The sequence below is a fragment of the Brevundimonas sp. FV2ps16 genome (genome assembly GCF_058681075.1).
The window spans coordinates 1,588,657-1,602,757 of record NZ_CM178728.1 but is presented as its reverse complement, the minus strand read 5'-3'; the positions used below and the strand labels follow the sequence as shown (position 1 = coordinate 1,602,757).

The window sequence follows — 14,101 nt, the reverse complement described above, 5'->3', positions numbered from 1 at the left end:
CGTTATCTAAACCCATCGTTAACCGTGGTGGTTAAGACTCTGGGAACAGCGCCGACAGCGCGGGGCCCTAAGCGTATGAATTTCCTCGATCTCGCCCGCGCCGTTTTTGGCCTGGCCTTTACCCTGGGTCTGATCGGCCTGGCCGCCTATGCGGCGCGCCGCTACGCCCCGCAGCTGATGGCCAGGCTGAACGCCCAGCGCGGCGAGCGGCGGATGCAGGTGGTCGAGACCCTGGTGCTGGATCCCGCGCGGCGGCTGGTCCTGGTGCGGATCGACGAGGAGGAACGGCTGATCCTGCTGGGCGAAGGCCGCGAACTGATCGAGCCGCGCCAGACGGAGATCTTCAAGTGAAGGGGATTTTCACGATCCCCACAGGCGCCGAGCTGAAGCGCGCGGCCCTGCTGTCGCTGTTCACCACCCTGGTCTGCCTGGCCTGGCCGCTGGCGGCCTTCGCCCAGGATGCGGCGGCGGGGGGATCGTCGCTGAACATCGACCTGGGAACGGGCGCGGGCCTGACCCAGAGGGTGGTGCAGCTGGTCGGGCTGATGACCGTGCTGTCGCTGGCGCCGTCGATCGTCATCATGACCACCAGTTTCGTGCGAATCGTCGTGGTTCTGTCGCTGTTGCGGACGGCCCTGGGCATGCAGCAGTCGCCGCCGAACGCGGTTCTGGTGTCCCTGGCCCTGTTCCTGAGCGCCATCGTCATGGCCCCAACCTGGCAGGACGCCTATGATTCGGGCATCCGTCCGCTGCTGGATCAGCAGATGGAATTGCCCCAGGCCTTCGATGCGGCGTCGGAACCTGTGAAAACCTTCATGCTGGCCCAGGTGGACCGTTCAGACCTGGCCCTGTTCACCCGATTGAGCCGTGTCGAGGCCCCGACCAACCTGCAGGATCTGCCCCTGCGGGTGGTCACGCCGGCCTTCATGATCAGCGAGTTGAAGAAGGCGTTCGAGATCGGATTTCTTCTTTTTATTCCGTTCCTTGTCATCGACCTGGTGGTGGCCAGCGTGCTGATGTCCATGGGTATGATGATGCTGCCGCCGGTGGTGGTCTCCCTGCCCTTCAAGCTGATCTTCTTCGTGCTGGTGGACGGCTGGAGACTGGTCGCGGGAAGCCTGGTCGAGAGCTTCCAGCGGGCGTCCGGAACCGGATAATCCCCGCCCCATAAGGCTTTGCGCCTTTTACCCGCTTGCAATACCGGGCGAAATCCGTGTTGATCCCCCAGTCCTCGCCCTGAATCGGGCGACTAACACTGGAAATGTTTCTTATGACCACTCAAGCCGAACTGATCGCCGCCGTCGCCAAGGACGCCGGTGTCTCGCAGGCCGACGCCGGCAAGGTGCTGACCGCCATCGTCGAGAACATCCACGCCAGCCTGAAGGCCGGCGGCGACGTGCGCATCTCGAACCTGGGCGTCTTCGACACCGCCGCCCGCGCCGAGCGTGAAGGCCGCAACCCGGCCACGGGCGCGACCATCAAGATCGCCGCCTCCAAGGCTGTCCGTTTCCGCGTGTCCAAGCCCCTGAAGGACGCCGTCAACGGCTAAGGTTTTTCGGTCCCTGCGGGGGCCGATCTGCTGATCAACGGGCGGGGGTCGCTGGGCGATTCCCGCCCGTTTCTTTTCTGAAGTCCTGTTTGGCCGCATTGACCCAGCCGACGAAGGTGTCGGCATTGGCCGACAAGCCCGAGAAATCGGCGACGCCCGCCACGCCCGACAGATCATCGTCCAGCGCCACGCGGATGGCGTTGGCGGACCGGGCCCGTGCGATGAAGGGCGAATACTGGCCGCGCAGCCGGTCGAGCGCCGCGCGATTGCCGGTCAGCGAATAGCCGACGCCGGCGCGGATCAACCAGCTTTCCTCGACCGGGGTCAGGGGCGTGGCTCCCTGCTTGTAGCGATCCCCCAGTCGGGCCTCATACAGGGGCGCCGCCTCGGCCCATTTCTGCTGTTTCCAGAAGATGTCGCCGCGCACCTCGCGCGCCGGGCCGGACTGATCCTTGTCCAGCACCTCCAGCGCATGGTCGTAGCGGCCCAGGTCCATCAGGGCGCGGGCCTCCAACGCCCGACGTTCGGCGTTGACGGCGGTCGGCAGCAGAGTGGTGCGCGAACCCCAGAGGGCTTGCAGCGCCTTCTCCGGCTGGCGATCCATCAGATAGACGGTGGCCAGGTTGGTGGCGACCTGGGCCCGGGCCACCCCGTCCAGACGGTTGTCGACCTGATATTTCAGCAGCTCTGCGGCCTGGTCCAGCAGATCGACGTCGATCAGACGACGCGACAGACGGCGCACCATCTCGTCGCCGTCGGCGCCGATGGGGGTCAGTTCGCGGAAATCATAGAACAGCGCCAGGGACTGGACCGGCTGAAGGCCGTCGGCGGCGCCTTCCAGGAACAGGGCGCGGAAGGCGTTGGACTGATCGGCCTGGATCTCGGCCGCGCCGGGCACGCCCGCCATCCGCTTGCCGGCGCCGCGCAGGGCGTCCAGGGCCTCACGGTAGCGACCCTGCTGCAGATAGATGCCCGCCAGCTTGCGGACCACCGCCAGCTCGGTCGCGTCGCCGCGCCAGCGCCACTTCAGAAGTTCCAGTTGCTGGGCCGCCTGGTCCGGCGTCAGGACGCCCTTTTCCATCTCGAGGCTGATGGCGCCCAGTTTGGCGGGGGTGGCGATGCCGTCGAGCGGCGCGCGGGCCACGGCCTTGTAGACCGCCAGCGCTCGCGCCTTGTCGCCGGACAAGTCGAACAGCCGTGCCTGAACCACCCGGGCGGTCAGTTGATCGGCGGCCGAGGCGTTCTGGCTGAAGACATAGTCCAGCAGTTGACGGGCGGCCGGCAGGTCGTTGGTTTCAAGAGCCGCCAGGGCGTGGGCGGCGCCGAAACGGGCGCGCCATTCCTTGGGAAAGTCGTCGATGACCGAGGCGCCGGCGGCGAAGGCCCGCCGCGCCTCTTCCCAGTCGCCCCGTTCGGCCGCCAGATAGCCCTGCCAGACCTTGGCGGAGGGATCATTGGACAGGGCCGAGCCGGCGAAATCGACCTGGGCCTCTTCCAGCCGGCCGACGCCGACACGGGCGGCGCCGCGCAGGCCGCGCACCTCGGGCTCGCCCTGCATATTGGGGGCCTTGGCGATCAGGGCGTTGAGGACGCCGATGGCCTCGTAGTTCAGGCCCGATCCGACCAGGAACCGGGCCAGGGCCATCCGCGCCGCGATGGGGGCGCGGGGATTGTCGGTTCCGGCGATGGTCTCCTGAGCCGCCGCGTCCTGAAGACGGCGATAGCGTTCGGAGAAGCCGTCCTCGCCGGCGGCCGCCCATTCCTCGAGGATCAGCGCCGGGTAGGCCGCGCGTTTGGGGGCGTCGCTCTCAGCGCCGGCGGCCTCCAGCGTCGCCGACGGCGGCGACAGGGTCAGGCCCTGGGGGCGGCTGAGGGTGACCAGGTCGCCTTCGGCCTCGATCTTCAGGTCATCGGTGGCGGTTTCGACCGCCAGACCCTGGGCGGTCGGGATAAGGGTGAGATCGACGGTGCTGCGCGTGCCCGAAAACCCCTTGCCGGGCGCCAGGGCGGTGACGGCGGCGAAACGGTCGCCGACCAGGGGATCGGTCAGCCAGACCGTCTTGGTCGCCCCAGCCATCCGCGCCACCAGGCTGGCGGACCCGTCCTCCGAGCGGTCGATCTCGACGCCCGACGCGCCGGCGGGCGGACCGCCGATGGTCACGGTCCAGGTTCCGCCCTGCCCCTCGGCGACGACGGGCAGGCCATCGGGCGCGGCGATACGGACGGCGGTATAGTCAGGCCCGGCGGCCCAGCGCGCGTCCTTGGCGGGCCCGAGGGCCTTGGCCCCGGTCAGGTCCATCTTGGCGGCGGTGTCGAACACGACCCAGACGGCCTCGCCGCGACGGAAGACGGCGGCGCCGACCGGCGCGCCCCACTGGAAGGTCAGAACCGTCTTTTCGGGCGAGGAGACGGCGCGGACGGGGACGACGGAATTGACGAGGGCGGCGCGTTCTTCCGGCGTCGGCTCGGGCGCCTTGCCCGGCGCATAGAGGTTCAGCCAGACGGCGCCGTCGGCGACGCCCGATCGGGCGTCGGCGCCCTCGGCCAGGGTGATGACCAGATCGGTCGCCCCGCCCCGCGCCATCCGCGTCTCGACGGCCTTGACCCCCTCGGGCGGGTCGACCCGCAGGCGCGAGACGTCGGGCGCGGCCGAGACGCCCAGGCGGACAATGACCTTGTCGGCCTCGCGCCGCACCTGGCTGCGCACGCCGATGACGCCGCCGAACTCGACCCGGGTGAACTCGCTGGATTGGCCGATGCTGATCGACAGGGGATCGCCCGACCGGCCGACCTCCTGGGCCAGGGGCGCCAGGGGCGCAAAGGCGACCGCGCCGGCCGCGGCGGCGGCCACGGTCGACTTCAGGAGGCGCTTTCTGTGCGAGGTCCCGGACATATCCGTGGAGCCTTGCCTCACAAGCTCTTTAATCGCGGTTAACCGATATCGACCGGAATTCTACGGATAGGACGGTTCGTCCCCGCGACACCGCGCGCGATCCGGCCCATGATGGGCCATGACCGAATATCCGCGCTTGAGCACCCTGAAAACCGGCCTGGCCTGTCGCTGCCCACGCTGTGGGCAGGGGGCCCTGTTCCGCGGCTATCTGACCCTGCGCGAATCCTGCCCCAAATGCGGGCTGAACTATGGGTTCGCCGATCCGGCCGACGGCCCGGCCTTCTTCGTCATGACGGCGGTCGGGGTGGTGGGGATGATCCTGCTGATGGTGTTCGACTTTACGGTGAAGCCGCCCATCTGGGTGCATGCCGTGGTGACCCTGCCGATCCTGATCGCCATGTGTCTGGGCTGCCTGCGGCCGTTCAAGGCCTGGCTGGTGGCGGAGCAGTATGTGCACAAGGCGGCGCCGCCGGAGTTCTCCAGCAACGGCAAGCACGGGGATTGAGGGCGGGGGGCTCCCCTGCCCGTCCTCTCCATGTCGTCATCCTCGCCCTTGTGGCGAGGATCCATACGCGCGGCGTCTGACGGCGATGCACGCTGCGGACGCACCGGGAGTATGGATCCTAGGGACAAGCCCTAGGATGACGAAGTTGGAGAGATGGCGAGGATGACGGTCTTAGGGATAGGGCGTTCTCCGCCCTGAACCTTACGCCTCAGTCGATGCAGAGCGTCGGGCCGGCCTTGCCGTCCTCGACCGGCGTATTGCAGCCGAAGCGGTCGCTTGTGGCCTGGCAGACGCCGGCCGTAGTCGCGCCGGCCTCGATGCCGGTGTTGCCTTCGACGCGGCAGTCACCCTGGCACTGGTCGCCGTCGGTGCAGCGCTTGCCGGCGTCGGCGTAAGAGATGACGCACTGCCAGGATTGCAGCCGGCCGACCTGTTTCATCGTGCCGCCCCGCGTGGCGCAGGCCGAGGCGTCGGCGCTCTGCATCGGGGCGTCGGAGCCGGCGCCTGTCGTCTGAGGGGTGCAGGCGGCGGCCATCAGGGCGGCGGCGGCGATGAGGGAGATGCGGATCATTTGACCTGTCCTTTGGTGAAGCCCGACCAGACGTCGTCGTAGTCGAGCTGCATCTGCGGTGATTCCGACGCCCATTTCGTGACACGGATCGGCGCCCGGGTCTCGAACATGAAGGCCAGGGTGTCAGTGATCTTGTGCGGTTTCAGTTCCGCCTGGATCGCGCCTTGGTAGCTGGCCTGGTCCGGGCCGTGGCCGCTCATCCGGTTGTGCAGGCTGGCGCCGCCGGGCGCGAAGCCGCCGGCCTTGGCGTCATAGGCGCCGGTCACCAGCCCCATGAACTCGCTCATGACGTTGCGGTGGAACCAGGGCGGGCGGAAGGTGTGCTCGGCCACCATCCAGCGCGGCGGGAAGATGACGAAGTCGATGTTTGCCGTGCCCGGCGTCTCGGACGGGCTGGTCAGGACGGTGAATATCGACGGGTCGGGGTGGTCGTAGCTGACGGTGTTGATCGTGTTGAACCGCGCCGTGTCATAGCGGCAGGGGGCCAGATTGCCGTGCCAGGCGACGACATCGAGCGGGCTATGGTCGAAGGTCGTGGCCCACAGGCGGCCGCCGTATTTCTGGACGCACTGGGTCGGGCGATCCACGTCCTCATAGGCCGCGACCGGGGTTTCGAAGTCGCGCGGATTGGCCAGGCCGTTGGCGCCGATCGGCCCCAGGTCCGGCAGGCGGAACGGACTGCCGTAGTTTTCGCAGACATAGCCCCGAACGGGGCCGTCGACCTCGACGCGGAAGCGGACGCCGCGCGGGATCAGGACCACATGGCCGGGTTGGGCCTCGATGACGCCCATCTCGGTGACGAAGCGGTGGGCGCCTTGCTGGGGCACGATCAGCAGTTCGCCGTCGGCGTCGTAGAAGACGCGGTCGGTCATCGACCGGTTGGCGACATACAGGTGGATTCCTGCACCGGCGCCGGCGTCGGGGTCGCCCGCGCCGCCGTAGGTGACGAGCCCCTCGACCCAATCGGTCGCAACCTCGGGGATGGGCAGGGGATCCCAGCGCATGCGGTTGGGATTGGGCGGAGTCTCGTCGAACGGCCCGGAGCGGACGCGGCCCTGGTCGAAGGCGACATAGGGGCCGTGCTGGGCTGAAGGACGCAGGCGGTACAGCCAACTGCGCCGGTTCTCGGCGCGCGGGGCGGTGAAGGCCGTGCCGGACAGCTGTTCGGCATACAGGCCCATCGGCGTCTTCTGCGGCGAATTCTGGCCCTGTGGCAGGGCGCCGGACGCGGCCTCGGTGGCGAAATGATTGCCGAAGCCGGTTTGATAGGCGGGCGCGTTGGATCGCGTCATGTGGGTCTCCCTATCCCTTCCGTTTAGCCGGGGCGGCGACCGTCGTCACCCTGTTCACGCCTGCAACAGCTTGGCCGTCCGCGCGTTGACAGCCGCCAGGGAGCCGCACCGCCATGACCTATCTGACCCGCGCCGTCTTCGGCTTCGCCAGCCTTCTCCTACTGTTTTCGGCCATGGCCCTGATCGGGTTCGGCGTGAAGGACGCGCTGGAGGGGATCGGACGGCCGGACCAATCCGGGGCGGACGCCGTGCTGGACATGCTGGGCTATGTCATCGTCGCCATCGCCGTGTTCGACGTGGCCAAATATATCTTCGAGGACGAGGTGCGGCGCGGCAACGAGCGGCGCAGCGCGGCCGAGGCCCGGCGCAGCCTGACCAAGTTCCTGTCCACCATCGTCATCGCCCTGTTCCTTGAGGCCCTGGTGGTGGTGTTCAAAACGGCGCGCGAGGATGTGGCCCTGCTGATCTATCCCGCCGCCCTGCTGGTCGCCGCCGTCCTGGTTCTGGTCGGCCTGGGCGCCTTCCAACGGTTCTCGGCCTCGGTCGAGGAGAAGGTCGGCGACGACGACGAGGCGGAGGAGCGCAAGGACGAGGTCAAGCGCAAGGCCGACGCCCGGAAGTCCTAGGCCGACTTGGGCAGGAAGGGCGAGAAGGTGATGACGGTGAAGGTGTCGCGGACATGCGGCCGGGTCTGGACCTGTTTCGTCACGAAGGTTCCGATGTCGGCGTCGCGCGGCAGGTTGAACTTGGCCAGCAGGTCGTGCTGGCCCGAGGTGGAATAGACCTCGGAAACGTTCTCGACATTGTCGACGATGTCGGCGGCCACGTCGTTGGCGTAGCCCAGCTCGGTTTTGATGAAGACGAAGATGGCGGTCATCATGGGGCGGCGTCCTTTGGAGCGAGGCTGCGCTTCGTAGCGGATGGCGGCCGACAAGCCGAGACGGGATTCACATCCGCCGGTAAAAACCGCGCGCTGAACACGGACCTGTGCGCAACCGCTCAGAACGATATGGCCGGCACGACGTTGGTGGGGCCACGCCGGCCGAGACACGGGCCTGGCTACCCGAAACACAGGACACCGACATGGCCAAAACCCCAACCAACGCCGGGCCGACCGCCTTGGGCGAAACCGCCGAGTTGCACCAGACCGCCTCGACGCCCGAGACCCGCACCACCACCAATCATGGCGTGCCGATCAGCGACAACCAGAACTCGCTGAAGGCCGGGGCGCGCGGCTCGACCCTGCTGGAAGACTTCATCCTGCGCGAGAAGATCCAGCATTTCGACCATGAGCGGATCCCCGAGCGGATCGTCCACGCCCGCGGCTCTGCCGCCCACGGCTTCTTCGAACTGACGGACAGCCTGGCCGACTACACCACCGCCAAAATCCTGACCGAGGTGGGCCAGAAGACCGAACTGTTCACACGGTTCTCCACCGTGGCAGGCGGCGCCGGGTCGGTGGACACGCCGCGCGACGTGCGCGGCTTTGCGGTCAAATTCTATACGACCGAGGGGAACTGGGACCTGGTCGGCAACAACATCCCCGTCTTCTTCATTCAGGACGCGATCAAATTCCCGGACCTGATCCATGCGGTGAAGATGGAGGCGGACAAGGGCTATCCCCAGGCCGCCAGCGCGCACGACACCTTCTGGGACTTCATCGGCCTGATGCCGGAAAGCACCCATATGATCATGTGGGCCATGTCGGACAGGGCCATTCCCCGCTCGCTGCGGATGATCGAGGGCTTCGGGGTCAACACCTTCCGCCTGATCAACGCCGAGGGCGTGGCGACCCTGGTCAAGTTCCACTGGCGGCCCAAGCTGGGGACGCAGTCGACCTGCTGGGACGAGGCGGTCAAGATCGCCGGCGCCGACCCCGACTATCACCGACGCGACCTGTATGAGGCCATCGCCCAGGGCGACTTCCCGGAGTGGGAGTTCGGGGTTCAGCTGTTCACTCAGGAAGAAGCCGACGCCCTGCCCTTCGACATTCTGGACGCCACCAAACTGGTGCCGGAAGAGGATTATCCGATCCGGGTGATCGGGCGGATGGTGCTGGACCGGAACCCGGACAACTTCTTCGCCGAGACCGAACAGGCGGCCTTCCTGCCGACCAATATCGTGCCCGGCATCGACTTTTCCGAAGACCCCCTGCTGCAGGGGCGGCTGTTCTCCTACCAGGACACCCAGCTGTCGCGCCTGGGCACGGTCAACTTCCACCAGATCCCGATCAACCAGGCCAAGGGTTGCCCCTTCCAGAACTTCCAGCGCGACGGCCATATGCAGACCCAGGTCTTCAAGGGCCGCGCCAACTATGAGCCCAACAGCCTGGCCGAGGCGGGCGAGGACGGCGGTCCTCGCGAAGATCCCAAGGGCGGCTTCCGCACGGCGCCCATCCCGGTCGAGGGCGAGAAGGTGCGGCTGAGGGCCGAGAGCTTCGCCGACCACTACAGCCAGGCGCGGCTGTTCTTCCAGTCCCAGACCGCGCCCGAACAGGCCCACCTGGCCAGCGCCATCGTGTTCGAACTGTCCAAGGTGTCGCTGCCGCACGTGCGTGAGCGGGTTCTGTCCAACCTGATCAACGTCGACGAGACCCTGGCCCAGCGGGTGGCGGAGGGGCTGAACCTGCCCCTGCCCAAGGCGTCCACGCCGGCGGTCGCGCCGGTCGATCTGGAGCCGTCGCCGGCGCTGCGGATCATCGGCAAATATCCCGACACCCTGAAGGGCCGCAAGGTGGCCATCCTGGTCGCCGACGGGTCGGACGGGGCGGTGGTCGCCCAGGTTCGCAAGGCGGTGGAGGGCGACGGCGGTTCGGTCTTCGTCGTCGCGCCCAAGATCGGCGGGGCCAAGCTGGCGGACGGTTCCACCCTGGCGGCGGACGGGCAGCTGGCTGGCAGTCCCTCGGTGCTGTTCGACGCCGTGGCCATCGTCCTGTCGGCGGACGGCTGCGCCCAGTTGATGAAGGAAGGCGCCGCCGTCGATTTCGCCAAGGACGCCTTCGGCCACCTGAAGGCCGTCGGCTTCACCGCCGAGGCCCAGCCCCTGCTGGACAAGGCCGGGGTCGAGCCGGACGAAGGGGTGATCGACCTGTCGTCGGGCGCCGACGCCTTCCTGACGCCGGCCCGCACCCGTCAGTGGGACCGCGAGCCGAAGGTGCGCATGCTGGCCTGATCCCCCGGCGCGTCCGTCCCCCGCCGATGAGGTCGCTTGATTTCATCGGCGACGGCGGGCCGGGTTGCGGCATAGGATATGGCGACGCTTGAGCGTCGTTTGGGGAAGAATCGCATGTCTGTTGTCGCCGGTGTCTGGATGATCGCCGCCCTGACTGTGGGATCGGCCGTTCAGGAGCCGGGCGCCGCCGTCGTGCCGTCGCAGGTCACGGTCCTGGCCGGGTGCTGGCAGGGCGCGGGCGCGGTGATGGGCAAGCCGGTGACGATCCGCCTGGCCGCCCGCCCCGTCGCCGACGGCGCCCTGTTTCTGATCGAGGCTGACAGCGAGGCCACGGCCGACCCCGCCGACCGTTATGCCGCCCACCTGATCTTCGGCGGCAAGTCGGCGCCCGAAGGCGCGGCCGAGACCATCTCCGCCTTCTGGGCCGACAGTTTCGGCGGCGACTACACCGCCACGGGGTCGGGCGCGCCGACGGCCGACGGGTTCGAGGTCGCCTACACCTATCCCGACGCCCGCTTCATCAACCGCTGGGCCCTGGGGGCGGCGGGGCTGCACTGGACGATCACGATGAGGGACAGCGCGGGGGCGGAAGAGGTGTTCGCCGCCTATGAACTGACGCGGACGGCCTGCGCGGCGCAATGAGCCGTCCGTGAAACAATATGTTCCGCCGCAGCGCTATGAACCCAGCCGCGCGGCTTTCGCTTTCCGTAGCGGCTGGGATAAGCAAGGCGTGAAGGCCGGGCGACCGGTCGGTGCAACACAGGCGTTCCGGCGCGGGTCGGACAGGCGGAGATTTTAGACATGGCCCATGATCGCGTCAGCGTGCTTCAGGCGCTCGAGACCCAGGGCGTCTGCCCGGTCTTCTATCATCCCGATCCCGAGGTCAGCCTGAACGTCATTCGCGCCTGCGCGCGCGGCGGGGCGCCGGTGGTCGAGTTCACCAATCGCGGCGACTTCGCCTGCGATCTGTTCGGCGAGATCAATCGCGAACTGATCAAGACCGACCCTGATGTGGTGCTGGGCATCGGCTCGGTGGTCGATAGCGGCACGGCGTCGCTTTATCTGAACCGGGGCGCGCGCTTTGTCGTCAGCCCCTGCCTGGTCCCCGATGTGGCCAAGGTCTGCAACCGCCGCATGGTCGCCTATTTCCCCGGCTGCGGCTCGGTGACGGACATCGGCGAGGCGCACGAGCTGGGCTGCGACATCGTCAAACTGTTCCCCGGTTCGTCGGTCGGCGGCCCGGACTTCGTCAAGGCGGTCAAGGGACCGATGCCCTGGGTCAAGATCATGCCGACGGGCGGCGTCGATCCGGACGAGGCCTCGATCGCCAAATGGTTCGGCGCCGGCATCGTGGCGGCGGGCATGGGGTCGAAGCTGGTGACGGACGAGGCCGTCAAGTCGGGCGACTGGGCCGCTATCGAGGCCAAGGTCCGCGCGACCGTGGACGCCGTGGCGGCGTTCCGGGGGTCGAAGGCCTAAGCCCCCCGTCGTCCTCGGGCCAAACCTGACGACGACGGAGAAGGAGCGCTGACGCGGTCGATGGCGGGAGTTGAATTGCCCATGATTCGCTCCCACATCTGCGACTGAACCGGGACGTATCCGGCCAACTTTCATTTGCGCTCAAGCCGCTTGCCCCCGCAGGCCCGGCGACCGCGCCCCAAGGAGCCATTCATGGCGACTGTTAAAGTCACGGACGAAAGCTTCGACGCCGACGTTCTGAAATCCTCCACCCCCGTGCTGGTGGACTTCTGGGCCGAATGGTGCGGCCCCTGCAAACAGATCGGCCCGGCGCTGGAACAGATCGCCGACGAACTGGGCGGTCAGGTCACCGTGGCCAAGATCAATATCGACGACAGCCCCCTGACCCCGTCCAAACTGGGCGTGAAGGGCATCCCGACCCTGATGCTGTTCAAGGACGGCCAGATGACCTCGATGAAGGTCGGCGCCATGCCCAAGGGCAAGATCGTCGAATGGCTGGCCGAGGCCGGCGTCAAGGCCGACGCCTGATCCTGACGGACCGCTGAAGATCAAACGCCCGCCGGTTCAGACCGGCGGGCGTTTTCGTTTTACGGCTGGGCCGGGTCGATCTCCACCAGCACCACGTCATAGGTCTTCATCGGCACGCTCAGCCGCCCCCGCCCATCGGCCCCGACGGTGACGGACTGCACCTCGGGCGTATCGCGCGTCAGGTCGTTCAGCCGCTGCAACTGGGCGGCGTCCAGCGCGGCCGGGGCGCCCATTTCCAGATAGGCCGTATAGGCGTCGTTGGACCGGAACCCGACCCGTCGCACCGTCGCGCGGTGGACGCCGGGCGTCAGGTTCTGAACCACGATGTCCAGCGGCGCCGCCGCCGACGGCTCGCGCACCTGGCGGAAGAAGGGCCGGTTGCTGATCGGCTGGTCCGGCAGTTCATAGCGCCAGGCCAGCACCTGCACGGTCTCGCCCTTCAGCGCCGCGATGCTCTGGGCGTCGCCGGTCGGCAGCTCCCGGTCGCCCAGGCTGTTCAGATATTTGTAGGCGAAGAAGGTCGGCTTGCGCACGCCCTGCGGGTTCATCAGGCCGAAGCCGCCGTCGAACGGCTTGGTCTGCGGCCCCGGCTCCTCGAACAGGTCGCTGTAGGCCCAATAGCTCATGCCCTGCACCAGGCCCTCGCTCTCGCGCAGCTTGGTCAGGATGTAGGAGGCGCCGAAATAGTCGTCGTGGATCGGATCGCGCGGATTATAGCTGGTGCTCCATTCGGTGAAGAACAGCGGCAGGCCCGGCCGGGTCGAGGCTTCGATCTGCCCCCTCACCTTGCGCACGTCGCTGACGACCGCGTCGGGCGCCCGCGACAGCTTGTTGTCCCCCTCGCCCTTCTCGTCCAGGAAGCCGCCCTCGACGCCATAGGTGTGGGTGGTGACGAAATCGACCGGCAGCTGGTGCTGATCGGCATAGGCCAGGAACTCAGGCGCCCAGGCCGCGCCGGCGGTGGACGGTCCGCCGACCCGCAACGCCGGATCCACCGCCTTGATGGCCCGAACCGTGCGGCCGTAATAGTCGAAATAGGCCGCCTGATCGGCCCGTTCCCAGAAGCCGTCCAGGTTCGGTTCGTTCCAGAACTCGAAATACCAGGACCGCACCTCTTCGGCGCCGTAGCGGCCGATCAGATGTCGCACGAAGGCGTCGATCAGCCCGGTCCATTTCTCGGGCTGCGGATGGGAGGTGTTGCCCTTCCAGTAGAAGATGGTCTGGTCCGAGGTCTTCATCGCATCCGGCGTGAAGCCCAGTTCGATAAAGGGTTTGATCCCCATGCCCAGCAGGCGGTCGTACAGCTGATCGATGCGGGTCCAGTCATAGACCGGCTGGCCGTCCACTTCGCGATACACGCCCATGTCGTCGTGGAAGATGTCGTGGAAGCGGATGTAGCGGAAGCCCAGCTCGTCGCGCACCGTCTGCAACTGGGCCAGGGCGTCCTCGCGGCCGGTCGTGCCCGGATAGTCGGCCCCGACCGAGAAGTCGGCCAACCGGTCGCGCGGCGTCGTCGCCCCTCGGGCGTCCACCACGATGGGCCGAGCGGCCGACGCGCTCTGCGCCACCGCAGGCCCCGCCAGCATCGCCAAGGCCCCGATCAGGGCCAGCCCCGCTCGGCCTGCCATCTTCATCCGATCCATGGTTTCCATCCGCCGTTGTTTTTCTTTTGGTAGCGCTAACAACAATACCCGGCAACCCGGTCGCCGGGCCGCGGCTTCACGTCTTTGGGACGAAGCCCGTCGCGGTGTGATAGGTCACGAACTATGAGCCACGACGATCAGACCCCGGACCCGTCCGCCCCCGCCGACGAAACCCCCGTTCAGCGCGCTCTGCGCCTGAAGAAGGCGGCGCTCGACGCCCGGCCCCAGGCCCCGCGTGGCGGCCGCTTCCAACGCGAACAGAACGCCCGCATCGCGGCGGGCAAGTCCCGCCCCTGGATGAGCAAGTAAGACAGCACACCAGACTCTCCCTCCCCCTGCGGGGGAGGGGGGCGGAGGCGTAGCCGGAGCCGGGTGGGAACGGCAGGGCGACACATCTCAAGTCAGATCAGTGCGCTTTTGCCTTGCCGCCCCCACCCCGTCGCTGCGCGACGCCCCTCCCCCGCAGGGGG

General features: G+C 67.6%; 15 protein-coding genes. 10 read left to right on the top strand and 5 right to left on the bottom strand.

Features of this window, described 5'->3' with window-relative positions:
• Nucleotides 1-75 precede the first annotated feature (75 nt).
• The 3 genes from ACW170_RS07695 (at nucleotide 76) to ACW170_RS07685 (ending at nucleotide 1,549) form a co-directional block, all read left to right on the top strand.
• Nucleotides 76-351 (top strand): flagellar biosynthetic protein FliO, encoded by a 276-nt coding sequence (locus ACW170_RS07695; protein WP_271163761.1) that lies wholly within the window; start codon nucleotides 76-78, stop codon nucleotides 349-351.
• Entirely contained in the window at nucleotides 348-1,157 is an 810-nt protein-coding gene (gene fliP, locus ACW170_RS07690) for a flagellar type III secretion system pore protein FliP (RefSeq protein ID WP_492089044.1), read from the top strand. Before ACW170_RS07695 ends, fliP begins: the two co-directional genes overlap by 4 nt.
• 113 nt (nucleotides 1,158-1,270) lie before the next feature.
• Nucleotides 1,271-1,549, top strand: coding sequence for an HU family DNA-binding protein (locus ACW170_RS07685; protein WP_008263548.1), 279 nt, complete (start codon nucleotides 1,271-1,273; stop codon nucleotides 1,547-1,549).
• A 34-nt stretch (nucleotides 1,550-1,583) separates the two neighbouring features.
• On the opposite strand, the gene ACW170_RS07680 is transcribed toward ACW170_RS07685, so the two are convergent.
• The gene (locus tag ACW170_RS07680; protein ID WP_492089043.1) at nucleotides 1,584-4,400 is read right to left on the bottom strand and encodes a tetratricopeptide repeat protein; all 2,817 of its coding nucleotides are present in this window, start codon (nucleotides 4,398-4,400) and stop codon (nucleotides 1,584-1,586) included.
• Between the two features lie 160 nt (nucleotides 4,401-4,560).
• Here ACW170_RS07680 and ACW170_RS07675 point away from each other — a divergent pair, with 160 nt between their 5' ends.
• Complete coding sequence (locus tag ACW170_RS07675) at nucleotides 4,561-4,947, top strand: DUF983 domain-containing protein (RefSeq protein ID WP_492089042.1); 387 nt, start codon at nucleotides 4,561-4,563, stop codon at nucleotides 4,945-4,947.
• A gap of 208 nt (nucleotides 4,948-5,155) precedes the next feature.
• Here the strand turns inward: ACW170_RS07675 and ACW170_RS07670 are convergent, their stop codons facing one another.
• Together ACW170_RS07670 and hmgA are read right to left on the bottom strand one after the other, a co-directional pair.
• Nucleotides 5,156-5,518, bottom strand: coding sequence for a hypothetical protein (locus ACW170_RS07670; protein ID WP_492089041.1), 363 nt, complete (start codon nucleotides 5,516-5,518; stop codon nucleotides 5,156-5,158).
• Nucleotides 5,515-6,810, bottom strand: a complete 1,296-nt coding sequence (gene hmgA / locus ACW170_RS07665; protein WP_492089040.1) for a homogentisate 1,2-dioxygenase — start codon at nucleotides 6,808-6,810, stop codon at nucleotides 5,515-5,517. Before hmgA ends, ACW170_RS07670 begins: the two co-directional genes overlap by 4 nt.
• 113 nt (nucleotides 6,811-6,923) lie before the next feature.
• Between hmgA and ACW170_RS07660 the strand changes: the two genes are divergently transcribed.
• A complete protein-coding gene (locus tag ACW170_RS07660) occupies nucleotides 6,924-7,436 on the top strand; it encodes a GNAT family acetyltransferase (protein WP_492089039.1) in 513 nt (170 codons plus the stop codon).
• Here ACW170_RS07660 and ACW170_RS07655 read toward each other — a convergent pair.
• A complete protein-coding gene (locus tag ACW170_RS07655; RefSeq protein WP_183196185.1) occupies nucleotides 7,433-7,690 on the bottom strand; it encodes an Lrp/AsnC ligand binding domain-containing protein in 258 nt (85 codons plus the stop codon). The two genes, ACW170_RS07660 and ACW170_RS07655, sit on opposite strands and share 4 nt — an antisense overlap.
• Nucleotides 7,691-7,893: 203 nt before the next feature.
• On the opposite strand from ACW170_RS07655, the gene ACW170_RS07650 reads away from it, so the two are divergent.
• The 4 genes from ACW170_RS07650 to trxA all read left to right on the top strand — a co-directional run bounded on the left by ACW170_RS07650 (nucleotide 7,894) and on the right by trxA (nucleotide 11,988).
• Entirely contained in the window at nucleotides 7,894-9,981 is a 2,088-nt protein-coding gene (locus ACW170_RS07650; RefSeq protein WP_492089038.1) for a catalase, read from the top strand.
• A 114-nt stretch (nucleotides 9,982-10,095) separates the two neighbouring features.
• Nucleotides 10,096-10,623 carry a hypothetical protein gene (locus tag ACW170_RS07645; protein WP_492089037.1) on the top strand — a complete coding sequence of 176 codons (528 nt, stop codon included), beginning with the start codon at nucleotides 10,096-10,098 and terminating at the stop codon, nucleotides 10,621-10,623.
• Nucleotides 10,624-10,782: 159 nt separating this feature from the next.
• A complete protein-coding gene (locus ACW170_RS07640) occupies nucleotides 10,783-11,460 on the top strand; it encodes a bifunctional 4-hydroxy-2-oxoglutarate aldolase/2-dehydro-3-deoxy-phosphogluconate aldolase (protein WP_492089036.1) in 678 nt (225 codons plus the stop codon).
• A gap of 192 nt (nucleotides 11,461-11,652) precedes the next feature.
• The gene (trxA, locus tag ACW170_RS07635) at nucleotides 11,653-11,988 is read left to right on the top strand and encodes a thioredoxin (RefSeq protein ID WP_054764133.1); all 336 of its coding nucleotides are present in this window, start codon (nucleotides 11,653-11,655) and stop codon (nucleotides 11,986-11,988) included.
• A gap of 59 nt (nucleotides 11,989-12,047) precedes the next feature.
• On the opposite strand, the gene ACW170_RS07630 is transcribed toward trxA, so the two are convergent.
• Entirely contained in the window at nucleotides 12,048-13,631 is a 1,584-nt protein-coding gene (locus tag ACW170_RS07630) for a GH39 family glycosyl hydrolase (protein ID WP_492089035.1), read from the bottom strand.
• Nucleotides 13,632-13,754: 123 nt separating this feature from the next.
• Here ACW170_RS07630 and ACW170_RS07625 point away from each other — a divergent pair, with 123 nt between their 5' ends.
• The gene (locus ACW170_RS07625) at nucleotides 13,755-13,940 is read left to right on the top strand and encodes a hypothetical protein (protein ID WP_492026509.1); all 186 of its coding nucleotides are present in this window, start codon (nucleotides 13,755-13,757) and stop codon (nucleotides 13,938-13,940) included.
• Nucleotides 13,941-14,101 lie beyond the last annotated feature (161 nt).

What these genes read in the sequence shown, in the direction of transcription:
- ACW170_RS07695 (WP_271163761.1), top strand. Translation starts at nt 76, where the DNA reads ATGAATTTCCTCGATCTCGCCCGCGCCGTTTTTGGCCTGGCCTTTACC.
- ACW170_RS07685 (WP_008263548.1), top strand. Translation starts at nt 1,271, where the DNA reads ATGACCACTCAAGCCGAACTGATCGCCGCCGTCGCCAAGGACGCCGGT.
- ACW170_RS07675 (WP_492089042.1), top strand. Translation starts at nt 4,561, where the DNA reads ATGACCGAATATCCGCGCTTGAGCACCCTGAAAACCGGCCTGGCCTGT.
- ACW170_RS07670 (WP_492089041.1), bottom strand. Translation starts at nt 5,518, where the DNA reads ATGATCCGCATCTCCCTCATCGCCGCCGCCGCCCTGATGGCCGCCGCC.
- hmgA (WP_492089040.1), bottom strand. Translation starts at nt 6,810, where the DNA reads ATGACGCGATCCAACGCGCCCGCCTATCAAACCGGCTTCGGCAATCAT.
- ACW170_RS07660 (WP_492089039.1), top strand. Translation starts at nt 6,924, where the DNA reads ATGACCTATCTGACCCGCGCCGTCTTCGGCTTCGCCAGCCTTCTCCTA.
- ACW170_RS07655 (WP_183196185.1), bottom strand. Translation starts at nt 7,690, where the DNA reads ATGATGACCGCCATCTTCGTCTTCATCAAAACCGAGCTGGGCTACGCC.
- ACW170_RS07650 (WP_492089038.1), top strand. Translation starts at nt 7,894, where the DNA reads ATGGCCAAAACCCCAACCAACGCCGGGCCGACCGCCTTGGGCGAAACC.
- ACW170_RS07645 (WP_492089037.1), top strand. Translation starts at nt 10,096, where the DNA reads ATGTCTGTTGTCGCCGGTGTCTGGATGATCGCCGCCCTGACTGTGGGA.
- ACW170_RS07640 (WP_492089036.1), top strand. Translation starts at nt 10,783, where the DNA reads ATGGCCCATGATCGCGTCAGCGTGCTTCAGGCGCTCGAGACCCAGGGC.
- trxA (WP_054764133.1), top strand. Translation starts at nt 11,653, where the DNA reads ATGGCGACTGTTAAAGTCACGGACGAAAGCTTCGACGCCGACGTTCTG.
- ACW170_RS07630 (WP_492089035.1), bottom strand. Translation starts at nt 13,631, where the DNA reads ATGGATCGGATGAAGATGGCAGGCCGAGCGGGGCTGGCCCTGATCGGG.
- ACW170_RS07625 (WP_492026509.1), top strand. Translation starts at nt 13,755, where the DNA reads ATGAGCCACGACGATCAGACCCCGGACCCGTCCGCCCCCGCCGACGAA.